We start from the raw sequence: 23259 nt of genomic DNA, 5'->3' as shown, positions 1-23259 counted from the left end.
TTGTCAATGAACCGTGTCAGCTTCGATGATAGTTCGTACTACGCCGCGTCCGCAGCCCCTTCCTGCAACATGCCAAATGCATACTCTGCAAAGGACCGCCAGCATTCCACCCGAAAAGCGTCTTCACTCATCCGGTAGAGCACAATTTCGATCTTGCCGAATACGGTGCGGGTAACGGCACCAAGCGGAAAGGTTTTCAGCGACAGGTCCAGCTGGCAGGCGGCGTTGAGGGTTTTTACCGCGCCGGGGCCGGAGACCAGGATGGCGGTGTTGCGGTGGGAGACATCGGTGGCGGAGTGAATGGTGCCGGAGGCAGCGCAGGCGCCGGTGAGGTCGGCGCCGTCTTCATCGATGACAAGCCATTCGTCCGGGCCGAGCCAGAAGGCAAGGCGGGGGCCGGCATGGGCAGATGTCTTTGGCGCCGTGGGTAGGGTCAGGCCAAGGGCTGAGGAAAGACCGGGGACAGCATCCGCTCCGGCCCGCAGCGAGAGGCGTGAGGCCGGGGCGGCTGGCGTCAGCGTCACATGGGCGGAGCCGCCATAGGCACCGTCAAGGACCGATTTACGGGTGGCAGACATCGCGCTGGAGGTGATTGGCTCAACCATGGATGCGGCTTCCTTCCTTGTCGTAAAAGACCATGTCGGTCACTTCTACGGCGATTGTCTTGTCAGGCATCGGCACATAGAGCGTTTCGCCCATCCGCGCCCGGCCACCGGCCACCATGGCAATGGCAATCGATTGGCCAAGATTTTCCGACCAATAGGACGAGGTGACGTGGCCCAGCATGGTCATCGGCTTGGGCTGGTTGGGGTTGGCAACAATCTGTGCGCCTTCTTCCAGCACTTCATTGGGGTCTTTGGTCTTGAGGCCGACCAGTTGCTTGCGGCCTTCCTTCACCAGATCCGGGCGTTTAAGGCCGCGAATACCAACGAAATCGGGTTTTTTCTTCGACACGGCCCAGCCGTAGTTGGCATCATCGGGCGTCAGCGTGCCATCGGTGTCCTGGCCAACGATGATATAGCCCTTTTCGGCGCGCAGCACATGCATGGTTTCTGTGCCATAGAGGCAGGCGCCTAAGCTTTCCGCGCGCTTCCACACGGCTTCGAATACGGACGCGCCGTAATCGGCGGGCACGTTGATTTCAAAGCCCACTTCGCCCGTGAACGACACGCGGAACAGCCGGGTCGGCACGCCGCAGAAGGTGCCTTCAGCCACGCTCATATGCGGGAAGGCCTCATTGGAAATATCAATGCCTTCAACGAAAGGTGCGATGATATCGCGGGCCTTTGGTCCCTGCACGGCAATCACCGCCCATTGCTCGGAAGCGGAGGTGAGCCAGACTTTTAGCTCCGGGAATTCTGTTTGCAGATAGTCTTCCATGTGGTTCAGCACACGGGCCGCACCGCCGGTGGTGGTGGTGACATGGAAGCGGTCTTCGGCCAGCCGTCCGACCACGCCGTCGTCATAGATAAAGCCGTCATCGCGGGTCATGATGCCATAGCGGCATTTGCCGGGTTTGAGGCTATCCCACGGATTGGTGTAGATCAGGTTGAGGAATTTTGCCGCATCGGGGCCAACCACCTCGATTTTGCCCAGCGTTGAGGCATTGAACACGCCCGCAACCTCGCGCACGGTTTTGCATTCGCGGTTGACGGCGGCGTGCATATCCTCGCCGGGCTTGGGGTAGTACCAGGCGCGCTTCCAATTGCCGACATCTTCAAAATCCGCGCCAAGGGCGGTTTCCAGATCATGCATCGGCGTTTTGCGCGTGGGGTCAAACAACTCGCCACGCGAATGGTTGATCAGCGTGCCAAACGTCACGGGCGTATAGGGGGCGCGGAAGGTGGTGAGGCCCACTTGCGGGATCTCTTTACCCAGCATTTCGGCTGCAATCGCCAGCCCGTGCATGTTGGACAGCTTGCCCTGATCAGATGCCATGCCATTGGTGGTAAAGCGCTTGATATGCTCAATGGAATGCATGCCCTCGCGCACCGCCAAGCGAATATCCTTGGCGCAGACGTCGTGCTGGAAGTCGATAAAGGCTTTCACGGCATCATCGGGGCCAGCGCCTTCGGCAGCACCAATCATGCCGCCGGTCCAAGCAAAGGCGTTGGCACCGCTTGGCTGGCTTCCGATCTCGCCTTCCGCTCCGGCTTCTTTTGCCAACCTTGCGCCGTTCGCATAGGCCTCAGCCAGCAGTTCGTGCATATCATCCGTGCCGTTGCAGGCCCCGACGCAGATACTATCCTGCACGTAAATATCTGGCAGGAAGCGCTGCGTGGCGGCGTCGAACCGCAGTTTGCCGCGCGATTGTGAGAACAGATGCACCGAAGGCGTCCAGCCACCGCTCATTAGCAAAGCATCGACGGCCAGCTTGCGTCGGTCAAAACCACCCCGGCCAGCGATAGTGATGGATTTCACCCGCAAACGTCCAGCGGTATCGAGAACGCAATGTTCGGTCAAAACCTCAATGCCTGCCGCCTTGGCGTCAGCCAAGACGCTTGCCCCCGGATTGCGGCGGCAGTCGATGATGGCCACCACCTGCACGCCCGCTTTTTTCAGGTCAATCGCTGCTTCATAGGCCGAATCATGGGCGGTATAGACCGCCACTTTCGCGCCCACAGCCACGCCAAAATGGTTGAGATAGGTGCGTGCAGCTGATGCCAGCATAATGCCGGGGCGGTCGTTGTTGGCAAACACCATGTGGCGCTCAATCGCGCCCGTGGCCAGCACCACCTTTTTCGCCCGTACCTGCCACAGCCGTTCGCGGGGCAAGCCTTTGGCGGGTTTGGCGATATGGTCGGTAATGCGCTCTGCGAGGCCAAGGAAATTGTGGTTGTAATAGCCAAAGGCCGTGGTGCGGGTCAGCAGGGTCACATTGTCCATGGCTTTCAGCTTGGCCACGGTAGCTTGCGCCCAGTCATAGCCATTTTGGCCGTCAATCACGGCACCTGTGTCGTAATGGAAGGCGCCGCCCATTTCCGGCTGCTCATCGCAGATGATCACGGAAGCGCCTGCCTCCGCTGCCGCAAGCGCCGCCGTCAGGCCCGCCACGCCGCCGCCCACCACCATCACATCGCAATGGGCATAGCGGTTAGCGTAATGGTCGGTGTCGTCTTCGGTCGGGGCCACGCCAAGGCCTGCGGCGCGGCGAATGATGGGCTCATAAATCTTGTGCCAAAAGCTCTTCGGCCACATGAAGGTCTTGTAGTAAAACCCGGCAGCAAAGAAAGGCGACAGCAGGTCGTTGACCGCACCAATATCCATGTACAGCGATGGCCAGCGATTTTGCGTCTGCACCCGCATGCCATCAAACACTTCTTGCACGGGAGCGCGCACGTTGGGCTGACGCCGGGCGCTATCGCGGGAAATGTCAAGCAGCGCGTTCGGCTCTTCCGGGCCAGCCGTGAGAATGCCGCGTGGACGATGATATTTGAACGAGCGACCGACCAGATGAATGCCATTGGCCAGCAAGGCTGAGGCCACGGTATCACCTTCAAAGGCGGTGAGAATGCGGCCATCAACGGTGAAACGGGCGGTTCTGGCGGGCGTCAGACGGCCCTTGCCGGGAATACGATTGGCACCGCTCATCTTAAAGCTCCCTTGTTGTCGATGAGGGCTTGCACAGCTGCATCATCCGGCTTGGCTTCACCGGCCTTATAGGTCAACAGAAATTTGTCGCTGACTGTATCGCGCACGGCATTGAAAAACCGCCCGCAGCCATGCAGGTGCCGCCAGCGTTCAAAGATGATTCCCTTGGGGTTGTCGCGTAAGAAAAAGAAGGCTTCGAATTCCTCATCGGAAATCTCGGCAATATTGGCTGGCCGCACAATATGCGCCTCGCCTGCGCCGTGAAATTCCAGCTCGGACCGCTCTTCCTGACAACAGGGACATTTGATCAACAGCATTTTTCTCAATCCCGCTCAATTTTTGTTCGTTCGATTTGTCCGAAAACCGGTTCCCACTTTTCGGATCTCACTTCAGTGCGCAACCGCAGCCGCAGCCGCTTCATCAATCAACCGCCCGGTGCGGAACCGATCCAGCGTCAGGCCCTTGGCCAGCGCATGGGGCTCGCCCTTGGCAATCAGATGGGCAAACAGATTGGCAGACCCCGGCGTGGCCTTGAAGCCGCCCGTGCCCCAACCGCAATTGACAAACAGGTTAGGCACCGGCGTCACACTCTGGATCGGCGAGCGGTCGGCTGTGTTATCGGTAATACCACCCCACTGGCGCATCATCTTGACGCGGCGGAAGATGGGGAACAGCTCGCAAATCGCATCCAGCGTGTGGGTGATGATTTGTAGGCCGCCTGTCTGGGAATAGGAATTATACTGGTCAGTGCCAGCGCCAATCACCAACTCGCCCTTATCCGATTGCGAAATATAGGCATGCACCGTGTTGGACATCACCACGCACGGGAAAATCGGCTTCAGCGGCTCCGACACCAGCGCCTGCAACGGCGTGGAATGGATTGGCAAGCGCACATCGGCCATGCCCATCACCATGGAATTGTGGCCCGAGGCTGAAACGCCGATTTTCTTCGCGCCAATAAAGCCCTTGGAGGTCTCGACCCCGGTGACTTCACCGTTTGCACCACGGCGAATAGCCGTGACCTCGCAATTTTGAATGATATGCACACCGCGATCAGACGCAGCACGAGCATAGCCCCAAGCGACAGCATCATGACGAGCTGTGCCGCCGCGCCGTTGCAGGGCGGCACCATTGATGGGGTAGCGGGCGGTTTTGGCAATATCCAGCGGTGGACAGAAGGCCTTGGCCTGTTCTGGCGTCAGCCACTCATTATCAATGCCATAGAGCGTGTTGGCGTGGACGTGGCGCTTGAAACTCTGCTTGTCATGCACATTATGCGACAGCATCATCACGCCGCGGGCCGAATACATCACATTGTAATTCAGCTCCTGGCTCAAGCCCTCCCAGAGTTTCAAGGAGTGCTCGTAAATATCCATGCTCTCTTCATAGAGATAATTGGAGCGAATAATGGTGGTGTTGCGCCCGGTATTGCCGCCGCCAATCCAGCCTTTTTCAATCACGGCAATATTGGTAATGCCATGTTCCTTGGCCAGATAATAGGCGGCGCCCAGACCATGGCCACCGCCGCCAATAATGATGACGTCATAGGATTTGTGTGGCTCTGGTGATGTCCATTGCGCGCTCCAACCAGTGTGGGCGCGAAGCGCCTCGCGGGCTACGGCAAAAACCGAATATTTGCGCATTCGCGTCATCTCCTTCAGGCGAGGTCTGGCAGGCGAGGTCTAGCTGCTTGCTCTACGACGGATCGCAGGGTGTAGATCCTGACTTATGTCAGAAACGGGAAGAAATTCCGACCTGCTTTCAATCCAGCGCGTCAGCGCAGGTCTAAAAAGCTGTGACAGATCGATATGCGCGATGTCCCTTTCTTTGCGACACGCTTCTATCCGTCTTTCGACACATGGCCAATATCTTGCAGCAGAGTATGGAGAAGTGCATAGGGGTGACGTTTTGCAAGACGGTGCCGCTTGGCTGCGGATTTTTTCAGGCGGTGGCACTTGCCGTCTGGACTTCGAAAGTCCGATCTGTTATTGGCGCTCCCTAATCGCTGGTCCTGCGGGCCAGCGGAACACTCTTTTTTGGTCCGTGAAAGGCATGGTTCGGCAGAATTCGTGTCCCGGCGGAAAACGACCACCAAACCAAAGGAACGGGATTCGACGTGCAGGTACTTGTCCGCGATAACAACGTTGATCAGGCGCTTCGCGCCTTGAAAAAGAAGATGCAGCGCGAAGGCATCTTCCGTGAAATGAAAATGCGTGACTATTATGAAAAGCCGTCGCAAAAGCGCGCGCGCGAAAAGGCTGAAGCCGTTCGCCGCGTTCGCAAGCTGGCCCGCAAGAAGATGCAGCGCGAAGGCCTGATTGCCGCTCCGCCGCGTCCGGCATTCGGCAGCCGCTGATTGACGTTTCCCGCGCTTTTTCAAAGCGCGACATGATCCGATTGAGCGGCAGCGATCAAGTTCGCGGCCGCTTTTTCGTGTTAAATTTTCTATGATGGGCGGACCGGCAGACTGCATAATTATGTCCGTGGCTGACCTATAGCCTCATTCAGGACGTGGGACCGCGGCGCGCTGTCACAAAGTTTTGGTGTCGTATCGGATTTATCCCGAAACCGGTTTCTACTTTTCGGTCCTATGCTATAAAAGGCCGCAAATTGCTGGAATGATGTGGTTTTTGCATTTGCGCGGTGGAAACCGGCCGCATTCGGATGTAAGCCAAGTTTCGGGATAAACAGGTCTCGGGATAGACACGTCTCCAGATAAAGTTTTGTTGAGTCGACAGAACTTTAGGAACGCTTCGGCGTTTCCTCTCCAGTTTCGGCATAGTCCGAGGTTTTGAACAGGTGGAACGGAAAGCATGACGCCAATGGTCGATAAGGTTTTCAACACCGGCATAACAGCCGGTCGCCTGGGGGCTACTATGCGCGGCAAAGGCTGCCATATGCTGGCTCTCGGCCTCACCGCCATGCTGACGCTTTCCGGATGCCAATCCACCAACCAGTCAAGCGACATGATCAGCATCGACCGCGATCAGGGTTCCAAGGAAAATATTTCCTCGCTGTCGTCGGTCATCGCCGCCAATCCACGCGACCCAGGCGGCTATAACGTGCGGGGCTCCGCCTATGGCCGGGCTGGCGAATTCCAGAAGGCGCTGGCGGATTTCAACACCGCGCTGCAACTCAACCCGAATTTCTACCAGGCCTATGCCAACCGCGCCCTTGTCTATCGCAACATGGGCAAGCCGGTCGAAGCTGCCAATGATTATACCGCTGCCCTGAAGATCAATAGCAGCTATGATGTCGCCTATATCGGCCGTGGCAATATCTACCGCCAGGCGGGCCGGGTGGATGAGGCATTTCAGGATTTCTCCAAGGCAATCGAGCTGGATACCACCGATGGCCGCGCCTATCACAATCGCGGTCTGATCTTCCAGTTGCGCGGCCAGCACGATAAGGCGATCGACGATTTTTCCAAGGCGCTCTCACTGTCACCGAATGCGCCTGAGCCTTACAACGGTCGTGGCGTAAGCTATCTGGCGCTGAACGACGATGAAAACGCCTTTGCCGATTTCAACCATGCCATCGACATGAACCCGAAGCTGGCCGAATCCTGGGCCAATCAGGCCCTGGTCTATGAGCGGCGCGGCGATAAGCTCAAGGCCGCGAAGTCCTACGCCCATGCCTTGAGCCTGGATGGAAAATACACGCCCGCTCGCGATGGTCTTGCCCGGACACGCGGCTCGACAAGCTGAAGCGGCTTCTACTCAGTTCCATACAAAAGGCCGGCATTGCCGGCCTTTTCAGTTCTGGAGATTGGTCAGTTCTGGAGATTGGCAATCGCGGTTTACCGCATCATGAAGACGCCGATGACGCTGAGGATCAGAAACACCAGAATGCCACCCAGGAATCCGGCCGTGGTGAAAAATCCAGCGGCCATGCCGATCATCAGCGCGACGAGAATGGCTGTGCCATATTTCGAGGCGGCTATGAAACTGTCATAGGTCCGCTCGTGGGCGGGATAATCCATCGAGGCGCCCGTTTCGACCGGGCCGGAATGGTCTTCGCTCATGCTCTTACTCCCCAAAAGCGTGTATTCTCCACAGGCTACCGCATAATTCTTAAAACCGGAACTGCTTTTAAAGAGAAAATTATGCGGCAAATTTAAAATGCTACAGCATCATTCGCTTGATGAAACGTATCATGCCGTAGAACTTTAGGCGAACTTGACAGGCTTTAAAGGCCAAAGCCTTGCTAATCCCGTGCATGGCAGGCCGCCGCCCTGTTGCGCATACCCGCCCCTTGTTCTAAGCAAATAAGGGAGTTGGGAGGCTTATATGGCTGTTTTGCTAGGGTGGAGCCGGGCTATCGACACGCTGAGCGAAGTCGTTGGCCGGGTGGCGGAATATCTGGTGCTGCTGTGCTGCCTGATCAGCGCGGCCAATGCGATCATCCGATATCTTTTCAATATCAGTTCCAATGGCTGGCTGGAGATCCAATGGTATCTCTTTGCTTATGTCGTTGTGCTGGGAGCTGCCCATACATTGCGCCAAAACGGCCATGTGCGGGTGGATTTGATTTATGGCGCGGTCTCTGAACGCAAACGATTGTGGATCGATCTGATCGGTATCGTCTTCTTCCTCCTTCCCGTCTGCATCTATCTGACCTGGCTGTGCTGGCCGTTTTTCTGGCTTTCCTATCAGCAGGGTGAAATGTCCGCCAATGCCGGTGGCCTGATCCGCTGGCCGGTCAAGCTTATTCTGGTTGCCGGATTCGGGCTTCTCGTCTTGCAGGGCCTGTCGGAAATGGTGAAGCGCATCGCTGCGCTGACGGGACACCTGCATATCGACGTGCGCTACGAAAAGCCGCTGCAATAAAATAATAGCCTGGGGGACAGGTCCATGTTCGATTTCGGTATCATTCCGCCAGCCATGTTTCTCGGCATGGTGCTGTTCATGCTGTTCGGTTTTCCGGTGGCCTTCTCGCTGGGGGCGGTTGGTTTGTTCTTCGGCATGGTCGGCATTGCCACGGGCCATTTCAACGAAGTGTTTCTTCAGGCCATTCCGCTGCGGTTTTTTGGGATCGTCTCCAACGATCTGCTGCTGGCCATCCCCTTCTTCACCATGATGGGCGCCATTCTGGAACGGTGCGGGTTGGCGGAAGATCTTCTGGAGGGAACCGGCAAGCTATTCGGTGCCGTTCCCGGTGGTCTCGCCTATGCGGTGATTGCCGTCGGTGCCATTCTGGGCGCGATTACCGGCACGGTGGCAGCCTCTGTCATCACCATGGGGATGATCTCGCTGCCGATCATGCTGCGCTATGGCTACGATCCGAAGCTGGCCACGGGGGTTATTGCGGCGTCGGGAACGATCACCCAGCTCATTCCGCCCTCTCTGGTTCTGGTCATCCTCGCCGATCAGCTGGGCCGTTCCGTCGGTGACATGTATCTGGGCGCTATCGGCCCATCGATCCTGCAAGTGGTAATTTTCACGCTGTTCATTTTCCTGATGTCGATCTTCAAGCCTTCGAGCATGCCGCCGCTTCCCAAAGAAGTCCGTGGCGATCTGGATTGGAGACTGATCCGTCAGGTGCTGGCGGGTATGCTGCCCTCCATCGTGCTGATCTTTCTGGTTCTTGGCACGATCTTCATGGGATTGGCGACGCCGACGGAGGCAGGCGCCCTGGGCGTGGTCGGGGCCGCCATGCTGGCGGCCATGCATCGCCGGCTGACGTGGCCGCTGATCCGTCAAGCCATGCAATCCACCATGTCCATCACCTCCATGGTGGTGATGATCTTGATCGGCTCCACCTGTTTCAGCCTGGTGTTCCAGGGCATGGATGGGTCACGCTGGATCGAGCATATGCTGTCGGGCCTGCCTGGTGGTCCGGTTGGTTTTCTGATTTTCGTCAATATTTTCGTCTTCGTGCTGGCCTTCTTCCTGGATTTCTTCGAAATTGCCTTCATCGTCATCCCGATGTTGGCGCCGGTGGCACAATCGCTGGGCATCGACCTGATCTGGTTCGGTGTTTTGCTGTGCGTCAACATGCAGACCAGCTTCATGCATCCACCCTTCGGTTTTGCGCTATTTTATCTGCGCAGTGTTGCCCCGCCAGAGGTGAAGACCCGCGATATCTATATCGGCGCCTTGCCCTGGGTGGGCATGCAGCTTCTGCTCGTCGCGGTGGTGATTTTCTGGCCACAATCCGTCACCATGTGGCTGGAAAAAGCTAAGGATATCGACCTGAATTCGGTGAAAATCGAGGTGCCCGGCTTTGGTGCCGGGAGCGGTATGAGCCTGCCGCCCATCGGCGATAGCGGTGCGCCCGGCCTGAATTTCGGCACGCCACCCTCGCTTGGTGGTGCGCCTGCTGCCAAGCCGGGTATCGATCTCAGCCAGCCGCCAGCTTTTAAATGAGCGTGGCGTTCCTAGAGCCTGTCAGGTTCAGATTGAACCAGACAGACTCTAGATTCTCTTGTTTTCGTTTGTCTTTTCGGGAAAACCGGATTCCACTTTTCCCTGACAAACTCTATTATACCAAAGCTCGAAGATGCTGACGCATCCTCGCTTTCAAGAGATTTCGACTATCTCAAATGCATCAAGCGCTTGAGATATTCGAAAGGGGAATACGAAGTGTCATTTTCAATGACTCTTCGTATCAGGCCTTCCAGCCCTGCCATTTCACCCAGCGACCATGGAAATCAGCGCGGCCGATCTCCTGGCGCTCACCGCCCGGCCAGATTTGCAGAGTGAGGCTGGCACCATCGCGCTGGCCATCCGCTTCCATTTGCAGTCGGGCGAGCGGGGCCTGAGCTGTGGCTCGTTGTCCGGCCTGAGCAATCAGCGCTTCGCCTTGGGCTTTCAGTGTGTCGGGAAGATATTGCCAGGCGACGGAATGGTAGACGACGTGCATCTGGCCCGGATGAGACGGAGCCAGCCTTTGCTTCAGCCAGTCGATCGCATCCATGCGGTCCACGGAAAGATTGTTGCTTCGCGCCAGTGCCAGGGCTGCTTTGGTGCGCTCCAGCCGGTCGGCTTGATCGGCCCAGATATAAGAAAACAGCCGTTCGCAATCCTCAGGCGTGCCGGGATCGAGCGGGTTGAGATCGCATCCCGCCCGCTCTTCAACGGTGATCGTGGCGGATGGCGGTGGCGGCCCTTGCCAGTCGGAGGCCAGCAGAACCTGCGAACCATCGCCCCAGCTTGTTTCGCCCAGCCGATAGGCATAGCGGTCCCATTGCAGGTTCAGCCCGGCGCTGGCACCGACCTCCGACAACCGCAATGGCAGGCCGAACAGCGAGGCAATGGTGAGGAAGCCCGGCAAAAGGGCGGCAGACCGGCGCACTTCATTGGTTTGCGGCGCAGAATTCAGCCGGGCCTGCATGAAGGCCTCATGGTCGCGGAAGGTGGTTTCCACCGCGGCCCAGAGTGCATCATCGATGGCGTCATGAGGCGGATAGACAGCGGCCAGATCAGGACTTTCGTTGCTCAACACCAAAGCATGCAGCGTACCCGCCAGCCGCAGCGGCACGGAATCACCCGCAGACGTGATGTCTCCCGGCCAGTCGATCAGCCGCGCGCCAATGGCGCTTGCGGGCGTCAGCCGTTCAGCGGCAAGTCGGCACAGCCTTGCGGTGAAAGGTGAGCCAAGACTGTCACAGGATCGGGCCTGATCGGTGAGGGCATGACGCAGGCTGTCAATCGTCACCTCAAACCCCTTCTGGTCGGTTTTCAGGGTCGAACTGGATGATGGTCTGCCAGATGGCGGTGAGCGCCGGTTTGCGTTCCTCTTCGATCTCGACACTGACATCATAGGTGGTCATCAGCATGCCTGCGCCGCGAAACCGGGCGCCAGCCAGCACGAAGCGGCCGCGCACCCGCTTTCCCGAGCGGACTGGTGCCATCAACCGGATTTTCTCAAAGCCGTAATTGATCCCCATGGTTTGTTCGCGGATCACAGGCAGGCAATCGTAATTCATTGCCGATAGCAGCGAGATCGTCAGAAATCCATGGGCAATGGTGCCGCCATAGGGCGTTTCCGCCTTGGCGCGCTCAGGATCGGTATGGATGAACTGGTGATCGTCAGTCGCCGTGGCGAAGGCATCGATCATGGTTTGATCGACGGTGATCCATTTGGATATGCCCAGTTCCTCCCCGACCATGGCGGGGACGTCTGCGAGAGAAATTTGACGCTGCATACTCTACTCTCGTTGGGTTGGGGCTCTGGTGGGTGTTCAGATCAAAAAGAACCCTATCGCCATTTGTGGCGGCTGAAAATCACGCACTCGATAATTGTTTAAAACCATGTCCTGAATGCTCAGAATCGAGCGGAAAGAATGAGAAATTCGTTAATTCCGGTGTGCTGGGGAATGGTTTAAAGACGTTTTCTATAAAAATCATTCAATGAATGTGGGCGCTTATCATGTCGTTTCTGCGTTCGGCTCCCGTGGAAACCATGAGGCCCGGTAACCTTGATCAAGGATCACTAGCTGCTGGCGGGCTCAACCTTCGACGAGAAATGCCACATGGCGTGGTTCCATTACCAGTTTTGAAGCAGCTACACCCGAAAAAACCTCCCGCCATTCCCCTCCCGTTGAAGCGGGTAGATTGACGGCACACGCTTCACCCCTGTTGATCAGGATTGCCAACCGCGTGTCGCGTCCTGTGGTTCGATCCGGCGTGGTGATCAGCAGCCCCAGGAAGCGGGCTTGTGGATCTTGCCAGGTCTCGACGCGCATCGGCTGGCCGGAGGCATCAATCCAGCTGACATCGCCATTGCCGGTGAAAAAGGCTGGATCTGCGAGGGACGGAAACCGTTTGCGCAGGGCGGCTAGCCGTCCGGTATGGGCGACCAGATCGGCATCGAGTGCTGCCCAGTCCAGCCAGGTGATGGCATTGTCCTGGCAATAGGCATTGTTATTGCCGCGCTGGCTGCGCCCGCCTTCGTCGCCAGCCGTCAGCATCACCCAGCCTTTTGAGGCAAACAGGGTGGAGAGCAGAGCGGTACAATCACGCTTGCGGGCGGCAAGGATATCAGGGTCGCGGGTCTCGCCCTCAGCGCCATTGTTCCAGCTGTGATTGTCACTATGGCCGTCTCTGTTATCCTCGCCATTCGCCTCATTGTGCTTATGGGCATAGGACACCAGATCGTGCAGCGTGAAGCCATCATGGGCGGCGATGAAATTGACGCTGCGGGTGTGGGGGCTGCCGTTGCGCGAGAACATATCCGATGAACCCGCCAGCACCGTGGCCATCTCGCCGGTCAGGCCGTCATCGCCGCGCCAGAAGCGGCGCATAGTGTCGCGGGCGCGGTCGTTCCATTCCAGAAACGGCGCTGGGAAGTTTCCGAGCTGGTAGCCGCCGGGGCCGATGTCCCAGGGCTCGGCAATCATCACCCGGTCCTTCAAAATCGGGTCCTGGAGCATGGCGGTCAGCGTCTCGCCTTGTGCCTCAAAGCCTGTTGCCGTCCGTCCCAGCACCGGGGCGAGATCGAAACGAAATCCATCGACGCCCGCCGCCATGACGAAATGGCGCAAAGTGTCGAGGATCAGCTGGCGCACCACCGGTCTGTCGCAGGCAATCGTATTGCCGCAGCCGGTATCGTTGACCAGCACGCCCGGCTGGTCGGGCAGGTGCCGGTAATAGCTCCTGTTGTCGAGGCCGCGCATCGACAGCGTCGCGCCGAACCGGTCGCTTTCGCCGGAATGGTTGAAGACCAGGTCGAGGATCACGCCGATGCCATTTTCATGCAGACATTCGACGGTGCGGCGCAATTCCTCCACCCCGCCGGGGCAGAGGCGCGGGTCGAGCGCCATCAGGGCGACCGGATTGTAACCCCAGCTATTGGAAAGGCCGAGCGGCGGCAGGTGCCGTTCATCGATCCAGGCGGTGATCGGCAAAAGCTCCACCGCATCGACGCCAACGGCTTGCAGATGGGCGATGACGGATGGATGGGCAAGGGCCGCGACCGTGCCGCGCAGGTTTTCAGGCACATCAGGATGCAGCATGGTGAAGCCGCGCACCGGCAATTCATAGATAAAGCCGCCATCTGGCAGGCGGGGCCGCTCCAGCACAGCCTGCCCGGGTACGATCAGGATGGCCTTGGGTGCCAGATCTGCAGTGTCCTCGCCAAATTGGCTGAGGCGCGGATCGTGACGGAAGGGGCGGTCGATTTCCAGCGCATAGGGATCAACCAGCAGCTTGGCCGGATCAAACCACAGGCCTTGATCGGGATCATACGGCCCATGGGCGCGGTAGCCGTATCGCGCTCCAGCGACCAGTCCCTCGACGGTCAGCCGGTGCAGATCGTCTTCGCCGCGCTGCATTGGCAGGCGGCGAAGTTCGGTGTCTCCGGTCTCATCAAACAGGCAAAGTTCCAGATGCTCGGCATCACGGGAATAGACCGCAAACTCCGCGCCTGTTGCAATGAGACGAGCGCCAGCACCTGTCATAGGGCCATCCGCGATCAGGTGATCACGGTCGGGGCATCGCGGCCGGTGCGGGCCTTGATGCCAGCCAGTTCCTCGGCAGCAACAATCAGGTCGGCGAGTGCCTCCTGGGTTTCGATGCCGTGGTTGGACGAGTTTGGCTCATAGCGCTCGATATAGACGCGCAAAGTTGCACCCGACGTGCCGGTGCCGGACAGGCGGAAGACCACCCGTGAGCCGCCCTCGAACATCACCCTGATGCCCTGTTTCTTGCTTTCGGAATGGTCGACCGGATCGTGATAGGCGAAGTCATCGGCCTTTTCGACCTTCAATTCGCCGATCATGGTGCCGGGCAGGGCGGGAAGCTTGGCGCGCAATGCATCCATCAACCCGTTTGCCGCATCCGAGTCCACTTCTTCGTAATCATGGCGGGAGTAGAAATTGCGGCCATAGGAGGCCCAATGCTGGCGCACGATGTCCTGAACGCTTTCGCCACGGCTGGCCAGCACGTTCAGCCAGAGCAGGACTGCCCACAGACCGTCCTTTTCGCGCACATGGCTGGAACCTGTTCCTGCACTTTCCTCGCCGCAGATCGTCACCTTGCCAGCGTCGAGCAGATTGCCGAAGAATTTCCAACCGGTCGGGGTCTCGTACATGCCGATCTTCAGCCGTTCGGCCACACGGTCGGCAGCGGCACTGGTCGGCATGGAGCGAGCAATACCGGCAATGCCGCCGGAATAGCCGGGCGCCAGATTGGCGTTGGCGGCCAGAATCGCCAGACTGTCTGACGGCGTGACGAAAATGCCCTTGCCGATAATCAGGTTGCGGTCGCCGTCGCCGTCGGAAGCTGCGCCGAAATCGGGCGCATCCGGTCCCATCATCTCGTCATAAAGCTCCTTGGCATGAACGAGGTTCGGGTCAGGATGATGACCGCCGAAATCCGGCAGCGGAACGAAATTGCGCACCGTGCCATCAGGAGCGCCGAGGCGATTTTCGAGAATTTCCTTGGCATAGGGACCGGTGACCGCGCTCATCGCGTCGAACACCATGCGGAAGCCGAGGCTGAACAAATTGCGGATACCGGCAAAATCGAACAATGTCTCCATCAGCGCGGCATAATCGGCAACCGGGTCGAGGACCTCGACAGTCATTTCGCCGAGATCGAACGAGCCGATCCGATCGAGATTGATGTCGGCTGCCTCAACCGTCTTATAGGCGGTGATGGTCTTGGTATTGGTGTAGATCGCGTCGGTGATCTTTTCGGGCGCTGGCCCACCATTGCCGATATTGTATTTGATGCCGAAATCTTCGGTCGGGCCGCCGGGATTGTGGCTTGCCGACAGCACGATGCCGCCGAAAGCCTTGTATTTGCGGATGATGTGGGAGGCCGCCGGTGTCGACAGGATACCACCCTGGCCGACCAGCACCCGGCCAAAGCCGTTGGCCGCTGCCATCTTGATGGCTTTCTGGATGACTTCACGGTTGTAAAACCGGCCATCGCCGCCGATCACCAGCGTCTTGCCTTTGAAATCTTCAAGCGAATCGAAAATCGACTGGATGAAGTTTTCGGCGTAATGCTCCTGCTGGAATTGGGGCACCTTCTTGCGCAGACCCGACGTGCCGGGTTTCTGGTCCGAATAGGGTTTGGTTGGAACCGTAATAATCATGCGTGTTTCAGCCTTTTCCGAGGAGGCGGTTATAAACATCGACGTAGCGCTGGGCGCTTGCTGTCCAGGATACGTCTGCTTTCATGCCCTGCTTCTGGATCTGATACCATAGTTTCTTGTCGTCGAAGAGGCGGATCGCCCGGCGTACCGCCTGTCGCAACCCTGCCACCGTGACCGGGGCGAACTGTATGCCGGTGGCAGCCTTTGCCGCAAGTGCCGCCGCATTGGCGTCGATGACCGTGTCATTCAAACCACCGGTGCGGCTCACCACCGGAACACAGCCGTAGCGCAGGCCGTAAAGCTGGGTCAAGCCGCAAGGTTCGAATCTTGACGGAATGAGGATGGCATCGGCACCCGCCTGCATCAGATGCGATAGCGGTTCGTTATAACCCATCACCATGCCGATCCGGCCCGGATGACGGTGGGCGGCGGCCTGCAAGGCCTCTTCCAGGGCCGGATCACCGGAGCCGAGAATGACCAGCTTGCCGCCGGCTGCGACCAGATCGTCGGCGACCTCGGCCAGCACATCCATGCCCTTTTGCCAGGTGAGGCGGGAAATCACACAAAAAATCGGTGCCGCATCGTCATCAAGGCCGAAATGCCGGGTGAGTGCTTCGCGATTGGCGACCCGCTTGCGCAGGGTAGCAGTGCTGTAAGACGAGGCTAACAGTCCGTCATCATCGGGGTTCCAGACGGCGGTATCGATGCCGTTGACGATGCCGAACAGGTCATTGGCACGGCTGGCGATCAGCCCTTCCATGCCCATGCCGAAATGCGGATCGAGAATTTCCTCGGCATAAGACGGGCTGACCGTGCTGATGGCGTGTGCCGTGGCAATGCCGCCTTTCAGAAAAGCCAGCGTGCCGTAATATTCGAGCGCTTCCCACAATGCATGCTCTGGCAGACCGAGAGCCGGGAGGATGTCAGCGGAAAATTGCCCCTGAAAGGCGATGTTGTGAATGGTGATGAGGCTCGGAATTTCCGGCTTCTCATCGTAGCGCATATAAACCGGCACCAGAGCGGCCTGCCAATCGTGGACATGCACGAGATCCGGTCGCCAATCATCGAGTGCGCCTTGAGAAATACGGGCGCCTGCCAGCGACAGCGCCGCAAACCGTTTCCAGTTGTCGCCATAGTCGCGGCCATTGCTATCCACATAGGGGCCGCCTGGACGGTTAAACAGCGCTGGCGCATCGAGGATCAGCAGGTCCAGGCCCTCATGCCGGGCCGAAAGTACGGTTGCCGTCTCGCCCAGAAGGTCAGGCATATGCAGGAGCACATCCGTGTTGCCAAGCTTGGCGAGGACTGCCGGATAGCCCGGCAGCAGGGTTCTGGTTTTTATGCCCAAGGGTTCGAGCGCCAGGGGCAGGGCGCCCGCCACATCGGCGAGACCGCCGGTCTTGATCAGCGGATAGACTTCCGATGCAACGGACAGGATGTTCATGTGCCTGATTGCTCCAGCTTGTCCAGCATGGCCTGAGTGATCAGGCAGATGCCGTTTTCACTGCGGCGGAAGCGCTTGGCGTCGATCTCCGGGTCTTCACCGACAATCAGGCCTTCGGGAATGGTGACGCCATGATCGATCACCACATTGGTCAACCGGGCATGACGGCCAATGGTGACCTTTGGCAGAATGACGGCGCCTTCCAGCCTCGAATAGGAATTGGCGCGAACACCGGTAAACAGCAGGCTGCGATAGAGCGTCGAGCCGGATATGATGCAATCGCCCGAGACCAGAGAGGAAATCGCCGAACCGCGACGGCCTTCATCGTCGTGGACGAATTTTGCCGGCGGATTGATTTCGGCATAGGTCCAGATCGGCCAGGATTTATCGTAGATATCCAGTTCCGGCAGGATGTCGGTCAAGTCGACATTGGCCTGCCAATAGGCATCGATGGTGCCGACATCGCGCCAATACGGGGTCTTTTCGAAATCCGAGCGCACGCAGGAGGAGGCAAAGCGATGCGCCACGGCTTTGCCGTGTTCGACGATATAGGGAATGATGTCCTTGCCGAAATCCCGGCTGGAATTGGGGTCGGCGGCGTCGCGGCGCAGGCAATCCATCAGGAATTTGGTGTGGAACACGTAGATGCCCATCGAGGCGAGCGCCATGGTCTCGTTGCCGGGAATGCCCGGTGGATCGGCGGGCTTTTCGACGAAGGCAATGATCTGGTCCTTGTCGTCGACATGCATGACACCGAAAGCCGAGGCTTCCATGCGTGGCACTTCCATGCAGCCAATGGTGACATCGGCACCACTGTCGACATGTTGCTGGAGCATGAATTCATAGTCCATCTTATAGACGTGGTCGCCCGCCAGGATCACCATATATTCCGGGCCATAAGGCTCGATAATATCGATGTTTTGGAAGACGGCATCTGCCGTACCCTCATACCATTGCGTTTCGGAAACGCGCTGGCTGGCGGGCAGGATGTCGAAGCTTTCATTGCGCTCGGGCCGCAGGAAATCCCAGCCACGCTGCATGTGGCGGATCAGCGAATGGGCCTTGTACTGGGTAGCAACGCCGATGCGGCGAATGCCTGAGTTCAGCGCATTCGACAGGGCGAAATCGATGATCCGGGCCTTGCCGCCGAAATAAACGGCGGGTTTTGCCCGCCGGTCGGTCAGCTCCTTAAGGCGGCTGCCCCGTCCGCCGGCCAGTACATACGCCATGGCATCGCGCGCCAGCGGCTGAATTCTCTTTGTCGGCGTCATGCAATCTCCTCCCGCATGTCTCAAATACGTGTTCGTCTTACTGTTCCAACTCCAGCATGATCACTGCCAGCGGCGGCAGTGACAGCGTTGCGTGCGCCCATGGCGCCTTGTCGGAGGTCGTTGCCGCATCCAGCACGGCCTCCACTCGGCCGCCATTGCCCTTGCCGCTGCCGCCATAGATCTCGGCATCGGTATTGAGAATTTCCCGCCACCGCCCGGCCATTGGCAGCGGCACGTCGTAACGCTGGTAATAGACCGGTGTCAGGTTGGCGATGACAGCCACCGGCCGTTCACCGGGCGTCTTGCGCAACCAGGCAAACACGGATTGATCGGCATCCTCGCTGATCAGCCATTCGAACCCTTCGCCCTCGCAGTCGCGGGCATGCAGTGCTGGCTTGTTGCGATAGGTAAAGTTCAGATCACGCACCAGGCGGCGCATGCCCTCATGCAACGGATATTGCAGCAGGTTCCAGTCCAGCGACCGTTCCTCGCTCCATTCGCTCCACTGGGCAAATTCCTGGCCCATGAACAACAGTTTCTTGCCGGGATAGCCCCACATGAAGCCGTAATAGGCGCGAAGATTGGCAAATTTCTGCCAATCGTCGCCGGGCATTTTGGCAATCATCGAGCCTTTGCCATGCACCACTTCATCATGGGAAATCGGCAGCATGAAATTTTCGCTATAGGCATAGATCAGCCCGAAGGTGATTTCATGATGGTGGTGCTTGCGATGCACGGGGTCGCGGGCAAAATAGCTTAAAGTGTCATGCATGAAGCCCATGTTCCACTTGAAGCCGAAGCCGAGACCGCCTTCGTGGACTGGCTGGGACACTTTCGGCCAGGAGGTGCTTTCCTCGGCAATGGTCATCACCTGCGGATGGGCGCCGTAGAGATGCTCATTCATCTTTTGCAGGAAGCGCACCGCCTCCAGGTTTTCTCGCCCACCATATTCATTGGGTATCCACTCGCCTTCCTTGCGGGAATAGTCGAGATAGAGCATCGAGGCGACCGCATCGACCCGCACGCCGTCCAGGTGGAATTTTTCCGCCCAGTACAGCGCATTGTTGACCAGATAGGAGAGAACCTCGATCCGCCCGTAATTGTAGATCGCAGTGTTCCAGTCGGGGTGGAAGCCCTTGCGCGGGTCCTCGTGCTCGTAAAGAGCCGTGCCGTCGAAAAAGCGCAGCCCATGGGCATCGGTCGGGAAATGGGCCGGAACCCAGTCGAGAATGACGCTGAGGCCCACCTTGTGACAGCCGTTGACGAAGCGGGCAAAGCCCTCCGGCTCGCCAAACCGCGCGCTTGGCGCATAAAGCCCCGTCGTCTGGTAGCCCCAGGAGGGGTCATAGGGATGTTCGGTGACGGGTAGAAATTCGATATGGGTAAAGCCCATTTCGGTGCAATAGGGGATCAGCCGTTCCGCCAGCTCGTCCCAGCTGAGAAAGGTGCCGTCAGGCCGCTTCTGCCAGGAGCCGGCATGGACCTCATAGACCGAAATCGGCTGGCGACGCTTGTCGATGCTGCCCCAATGGGCCAGATGCGCCGCGTCCTCCCAGTTCTGGGAAAGCTCGGCGGCGGTGACGGACGCGGTCTGTGGGCGAAACTCGCTGCGGCGGGCGAACGGATCGGCCTTCAGCGGCAAAAGCTCGCCATTGACGCCGATAATCTCGAATTTATAGGCAGAACCGGGCCGGACATCAGGGGCGAAAATCTCCCAGATGCCGGTGTCGCGGCGCAACCGCATCACATGGCGGCGGCCATCCCATTCATTGAAATCGCCGACCACCGAGACCCGTCTTGCATTCGGCGCCCAGACGGCAAAATGAAAGCCATCGACGCCTTGATGCTTGATCGGATGGGCGCCCATCTTGTCGAACAGCCGCAGATGCGATCCTTCGCGCAGGAAGTAATCGTCCATCGGCCCGAGAACCGGGCCGAAACTATAGGGATCGGTCAGCGACCATTCCATATCGCCTCGGCAGGCGCGGTAGCGCAGCGGCTGCTGGGACTTGATCGCCACCGGACCGGCGAAAAAGCCCGCAGGATCGAGACAGGCCAGCTCTCCGGCAAGGCTGCCGTCGAGTGTGAGCGCGGTAATGCTTTCGGTGCCCGGCACGAAACAGCGGGCAATAAAACCATCCGCACCGGCATGAACGCCGAGCACCGAAAACGGATCGGTGTGCAGGCCGGCGACGATGGCTTCGATCTCGGCAGAAGAAAGGTGGTCAGCAGAGGGCGGATGGCCGCTCTCGGCTGATGCCTGCGTCTGCCTGGTTGTTTTCTTCATCAGGCTCTCCAGATGTCGGCCGTATACTGTCTGATCGTCCGGTCGGAGGAGAACCAACCCATGCGGGCCGTATTCAGAATGGCTTTGGATTGCCAGAGGGGCTGGTCGGTCCAGACCGCGTCCACCTGACGTTGGGCTGTGGCATAGGCATCGAAATCGGCGGCCACCATGAACCAGTCATGGTTATAGAGCCCATCCACCAGGCTGGCGAACCGGTCCCGATCGTCAGGCGAGAACACGCCGGACGCGATGGCGGCCAGTGCCTGTGACAGTTCGCGCGACCGTTCGATGATCGGGCGTGGGGTGTGCCCCTCGGCACGCACCTTGCCGACCTCTTCCGCAGTCATTCCAAAGATAAAGATATTGTCTTCTCCGACGTGATCGCGCATTTCCACATTGGCCCCATCCAGGGTGCCGATGGTCAGCGCACCGTTTAACGCGAACTTCATGTTCCCGGTTCCCGATGCTTCCATGCCCGCAGTCGAAATTTGTTCGGAGAGATCGGCAGCCGGCACCATGACCTCGGCCAGCGACACATTGTAATTGGGAATGAACACCACTTTCAGCAGGCCGCGCACCGACGGGTCGTTGTTGATGACCCGGGCCACGTCATTGGCCAGTTTGATGATCAGCTTGGCATTGTGATAGCTCGGTGCCGCCTTGCCAGCGAACAGCTTGACGCGCGGCGCCCAGTCGCGTTCCGGATGCGAGCGGATCTGGTCGTAGAGCGCCACGGTCTCGATGATGTTCAAGAGCTGGCGCTTGTATTCATGGATGCGCTTGATCTGGATATCGAACATGGCCGAGGGATCGAGCCGGATGCCCATTCGGCTGGCGACCAGATTGGCCAGTTGCTCCTTGTTGGCCCGCTTGACGGCGGCAAATTTCTGCTGGAAGGCGCTGTCCTTGGCAAAAGCATCCAAAGCGGTCAGCTTTTCGGCGTCATCAAGGAAGTCGTCGCCGATCGCTTCGCGGATCAGCGAGGTCAGGCCGGGATTGCACTGCATCAGCCAGCGGCGCGGGGTAATGCCATTGGTCTTGTTGTTGATCCGGTCCGGGTAGAGCTTGTGCAGGGTGGCGAACACCGTTTCCTTCATCAGCTCGGTATGCAGGGCCGAGACGCCATTGATCGAATGGGAGCCCATGAAGGCCAGATTGCCCATCCGCACCCGGCGGTCGCCGCTTTCATCGATCAGAGACAGGCTGGTGATTTCCAGATCGGTGAAATTCTTCTGCTTGCGCGCTTCCACCAGGCATTTGGCGTTGATCGCGTAGACCAGCTGCATATGGCGTGGCAACAGCCGCTCGAACAGCGGCACCGGCCAGCTTTCCAGCGCTTCGGGCAAAAGCGTGTGGTTGGTATAGGAGAAGGTCTCGCGGGTTACGTCCCAGGCGGTATCGAAATCCATGCCATGAACGTCGGTCAATTGCCGCATCAGTTCAGCGACAGAGACGGCAGGATGGGTGTCGTTGAGCTGGATCGCCACCTTTTTTGGAAGGTCGATCAGCGCATTGCCGTGCTGGAGATGACGCCGAACGATGTCCTGAAGCGAAGCCGAGCAGAAGAAATATTCCTGGCGAAGGCGCAGTTCCTGCCCAGCGGCGGTGGCATCGGCTGGATAAAGCACCCGGGTCAGGCTTTCGGCCCGGTTGCTTTCACGCAACGCACCAATATGGTCGCCCGCATTGAAGGCATCGAGCAGGATCGGGTCAATTGGTTGGGCCGACCAAAGACGCAATGTATTGATGCGTTCGCCGCGCCAGCCGACGATGGGCGTGTCATAGGCGGTGGCGATCACCCGCTCGCTCGGCTTCCAGACGTGGCGGATTTCCTCGCCGCTGGTGCCGTTGGAGGCGGTCTCGACGCCGCCGCCAAAGCCGACTTCATAGGAGCTTTCGCGCCGCTCGAATTCCCAGGGATTGCCGTGGGCGAGCCACGTCTCCGGCAGTTCCACCTGCCAGCCATCGGCCATCTGCTGGCGAAACAGGCCGTGGACGTAGCGGATACCGTAGCCATAGGCGGGAATATTCACCGTCGCCATGCTTTCCATGAAGCAGGCGGCCAGACGGCCAAGCCCGCCATTGCCCAGCGCCGCATCGGGCTCCAGCCCGGCGATGACGCCAAGATCGACACCGAGCGATTCCAGCGCTGCCTTGATTTCCTCGACCAGGCCGAGATTGGTCATCGCATCGCGCATCAACCGGCCAATCAGAAACTCCAGCGACAGATAATAGACCCGCTTGGCATTGGTGGCATAGGTCTGGCGGGTGGATTCCATCCACTTGTCGATGATGCGGTCGCGCACCACCAGAATGGTGGCGGTCAGCCAGTCATGAGGCTTGGCAACCTTCGCGTCCTTGCCGATACCATAGGTCAGCCGCTCGATGATTTCGGCGGCAAGCGTTTCCGGATTGGAGACGCGGGGCTTTGGAAGAGGGAGGTCGGCCTTTGGATGAGTTTCATTCATGACTTCGCCACATGGTGAGGAGGAAAGGGCAGGGCGCGAGACCGATGGTCATGCGGTTTGCCAACCACCGGCACATACAGTGTATGCATCCTTGGCGAATAGTTGCAACAACGTATTTTTTGAAGAGCAGTCGTCGCTTCGTGTTTTTATGGC

The 23259-nt window shown here is 58.6% G+C and carries 17 protein-coding genes; 4 read left to right on the top strand and 13 right to left on the bottom strand.

Annotated elements, in window-relative coordinates:
- Positions 1 to 38 precede the first annotated feature (38 nt).
- The 4 genes from FS819_RS12955 to FS819_RS12940 all read right to left on the bottom strand — a co-directional run bounded on the left by FS819_RS12955 (position 39) and on the right by FS819_RS12940 (position 5234).
- Complete coding sequence (locus FS819_RS12955) at positions 39 to 605, bottom strand: sarcosine oxidase subunit gamma (RefSeq protein ID WP_156551006.1); 567 nt, start codon at positions 603 to 605, stop codon at positions 39 to 41.
- The gene (locus FS819_RS12950; protein ID WP_156551005.1) at positions 598 to 3591 is read right to left on the bottom strand and encodes a sarcosine oxidase subunit alpha; all 2994 of its coding nucleotides are present in this window, start codon (positions 3589 to 3591) and stop codon (positions 598 to 600) included. Before FS819_RS12950 ends, FS819_RS12955 begins: the two co-directional genes overlap by 8 nt.
- The gene (locus FS819_RS12945; protein WP_156551004.1) at positions 3588 to 3908 is read right to left on the bottom strand and encodes a sarcosine oxidase subunit delta; all 321 of its coding nucleotides are present in this window, start codon (positions 3906 to 3908) and stop codon (positions 3588 to 3590) included. Before FS819_RS12945 ends, FS819_RS12950 begins: the two co-directional genes overlap by 4 nt.
- A gap of 72 nt (positions 3909 to 3980) precedes the next feature.
- On the bottom strand, positions 3981 to 5234 hold the full coding sequence (locus tag FS819_RS12940) for a sarcosine oxidase subunit beta family protein (RefSeq protein ID WP_156551003.1): 1254 nt from the start codon (positions 5232 to 5234) through the stop codon (positions 3981 to 3983).
- Positions 5235 to 5707: 473 nt separating this feature from the next.
- Between FS819_RS12940 and rpsU the strand changes: the two genes are divergently transcribed.
- Positions 5708 to 5947, top strand: coding sequence for a 30S ribosomal protein S21 (gene rpsU, locus FS819_RS12935; RefSeq protein WP_015917126.1), 240 nt, complete (start codon positions 5708 to 5710; stop codon positions 5945 to 5947).
- A gap of 520 nt (positions 5948 to 6467) precedes the next feature.
- Positions 6468 to 7298, top strand: coding sequence for a tetratricopeptide repeat protein (locus FS819_RS12930; protein ID WP_156551022.1), 831 nt, complete (start codon positions 6468 to 6470; stop codon positions 7296 to 7298).
- 92 nt (positions 7299 to 7390) lie between these two features.
- Here the strand turns inward: FS819_RS12930 and FS819_RS12925 are convergent, their stop codons facing one another.
- Complete coding sequence (locus tag FS819_RS12925) at positions 7391 to 7615, bottom strand: aa3-type cytochrome c oxidase subunit IV (protein WP_156533729.1); 225 nt, start codon at positions 7613 to 7615, stop codon at positions 7391 to 7393.
- A gap of 265 nt (positions 7616 to 7880) precedes the next feature.
- Here FS819_RS12925 and FS819_RS12920 point away from each other — a divergent pair, with 265 nt between their 5' ends.
- Together FS819_RS12920 and FS819_RS12915 are read left to right on the top strand one after the other, a co-directional pair.
- Positions 7881 to 8420 (top strand): TRAP transporter small permease subunit, encoded by a 540-nt coding sequence (locus FS819_RS12920; protein WP_015917122.1) that lies wholly within the window; start codon positions 7881 to 7883, stop codon positions 8418 to 8420.
- 24 nt (positions 8421 to 8444) lie between these two features.
- Positions 8445 to 9959: a TRAP transporter large permease gene (locus FS819_RS12915; RefSeq protein ID WP_156533731.1), complete on the top strand. Its 1515-nt coding sequence runs from the start codon at positions 8445 to 8447 to the stop codon at positions 9957 to 9959.
- Positions 9960 to 10200: 241 nt separating this feature from the next.
- Here FS819_RS12915 and FS819_RS12910 read toward each other — a convergent pair whose 3' ends face one another.
- From FS819_RS12910 to FS819_RS12875, 8 genes are all read right to left on the bottom strand, one after another.
- The gene (locus FS819_RS12910; RefSeq protein WP_234624501.1) at positions 10201 to 11250 is read right to left on the bottom strand and encodes a DUF2332 domain-containing protein; all 1050 of its coding nucleotides are present in this window, start codon (positions 11248 to 11250) and stop codon (positions 10201 to 10203) included.
- Between the two features lies 1 nt (position 11251).
- Positions 11252 to 11740 carry a MaoC family dehydratase gene (locus tag FS819_RS12905; protein WP_071203776.1) on the bottom strand — a complete coding sequence of 163 codons (489 nt, stop codon included), beginning with the start codon at positions 11738 to 11740 and terminating at the stop codon, positions 11252 to 11254.
- A 303-nt stretch (positions 11741 to 12043) separates the two neighbouring features.
- Positions 12044 to 13993, bottom strand: a complete 1950-nt coding sequence (glgX, locus tag FS819_RS12900) for a glycogen debranching protein GlgX (RefSeq protein ID WP_156551002.1) — start codon at positions 13991 to 13993, stop codon at positions 12044 to 12046.
- 14 nt (positions 13994 to 14007) lie between these two features.
- Complete coding sequence (locus FS819_RS12895) at positions 14008 to 15636, bottom strand: alpha-D-glucose phosphate-specific phosphoglucomutase (protein WP_156551001.1); 1629 nt, start codon at positions 15634 to 15636, stop codon at positions 14008 to 14010.
- 7 nt (positions 15637 to 15643) lie between these two features.
- Positions 15644 to 17080: a glycogen synthase GlgA gene (gene glgA, locus FS819_RS12890; protein WP_156551000.1), complete on the bottom strand. Its 1437-nt coding sequence runs from the start codon at positions 17078 to 17080 to the stop codon at positions 15644 to 15646.
- Positions 17077 to 18351 carry a glucose-1-phosphate adenylyltransferase gene (gene glgC, locus FS819_RS12885; RefSeq protein ID WP_070166829.1) on the bottom strand — a complete coding sequence of 425 codons (1275 nt, stop codon included), beginning with the start codon at positions 18349 to 18351 and terminating at the stop codon, positions 17077 to 17079. Before glgC ends, glgA begins: the two co-directional genes overlap by 4 nt.
- A gap of 37 nt (positions 18352 to 18388) precedes the next feature.
- Entirely contained in the window at positions 18389 to 20638 is a 2250-nt protein-coding gene (gene glgB, locus FS819_RS12880) for a 1,4-alpha-glucan branching protein GlgB (RefSeq protein ID WP_156550999.1), read from the bottom strand.
- Entirely contained in the window at positions 20638 to 23106 is a 2469-nt protein-coding gene (locus tag FS819_RS12875; protein WP_156550998.1) for a glycogen/starch/alpha-glucan phosphorylase, read from the bottom strand. The genes glgB and FS819_RS12875 overlap by 1 nt, the downstream gene beginning before the upstream one ends.
- Between the last annotated feature and the right edge of the window lie 153 nt (positions 23107 to 23259).

It is taken from the genome of Allorhizobium sp. Av2, from assembly GCF_021462805.2.
In the GTDB taxonomy this organism is placed as follows: Bacteria; Pseudomonadota; Alphaproteobacteria; order Rhizobiales; family Rhizobiaceae; genus Allorhizobium; species Allorhizobium vitis_G.
This window is presented reverse-complemented; position numbering and strand designations above follow the sequence as displayed.

Coding starts and splice junctions, on each gene's coding strand:
- FS819_RS12950 (WP_156551005.1), bottom strand. CDS start 3,591: ATGAGCGGTGCCAATCGTATTCCCGGCAAGGGCCGTCTGACGCCCGCC.
- FS819_RS12905 (WP_071203776.1), bottom strand. CDS start 11,740: ATGCAGCGTCAAATTTCTCTCGCAGACGTCCCCGCCATGGTCGGGGAG.
- FS819_RS12925 (WP_156533729.1), bottom strand. CDS start 7,615: ATGAGCGAAGACCATTCCGGCCCGGTCGAAACGGGCGCCTCGATGGAT.
- FS819_RS12875 (WP_156550998.1), bottom strand. CDS start 23,106: ATGAATGAAACTCATCCAAAGGCCGACCTCCCTCTTCCAAAGCCCCGC.
- FS819_RS12930 (WP_156551022.1), top strand. CDS start 6,468: ATGCGCGGCAAAGGCTGCCATATGCTGGCTCTCGGCCTCACCGCCATG.
- FS819_RS12945 (WP_156551004.1), bottom strand. CDS start 3,908: ATGCTGTTGATCAAATGTCCCTGTTGTCAGGAAGAGCGGTCCGAGCTG.
- glgC (WP_070166829.1), bottom strand. CDS start 18,351: ATGACGCCGACAAAGAGAATTCAGCCGCTGGCGCGCGATGCCATGGCG.
- glgB (WP_156550999.1), bottom strand. CDS start 20,638: ATGAAGAAAACAACCAGGCAGACGCAGGCATCAGCCGAGAGCGGCCAT.
- FS819_RS12955 (WP_156551006.1), bottom strand. CDS start 605: ATGGTTGAGCCAATCACCTCCAGCGCGATGTCTGCCACCCGTAAATCG.
- glgA (WP_156551000.1), bottom strand. CDS start 17,080: ATGAACATCCTGTCCGTTGCATCGGAAGTCTATCCGCTGATCAAGACC.
- FS819_RS12915 (WP_156533731.1), top strand. CDS start 8,445: ATGTTCGATTTCGGTATCATTCCGCCAGCCATGTTTCTCGGCATGGTG.
- FS819_RS12940 (WP_156551003.1), bottom strand. CDS start 5,234: ATGCGCAAATATTCGGTTTTTGCCGTAGCCCGCGAGGCGCTTCGCGCC.
- FS819_RS12920 (WP_015917122.1), top strand. CDS start 7,881: ATGGCTGTTTTGCTAGGGTGGAGCCGGGCTATCGACACGCTGAGCGAA.
- FS819_RS12895 (WP_156551001.1), bottom strand. CDS start 15,636: ATGATTATTACGGTTCCAACCAAACCCTATTCGGACCAGAAACCCGGC.
- glgX (WP_156551002.1), bottom strand. CDS start 13,993: ATGACAGGTGCTGGCGCTCGTCTCATTGCAACAGGCGCGGAGTTTGCG.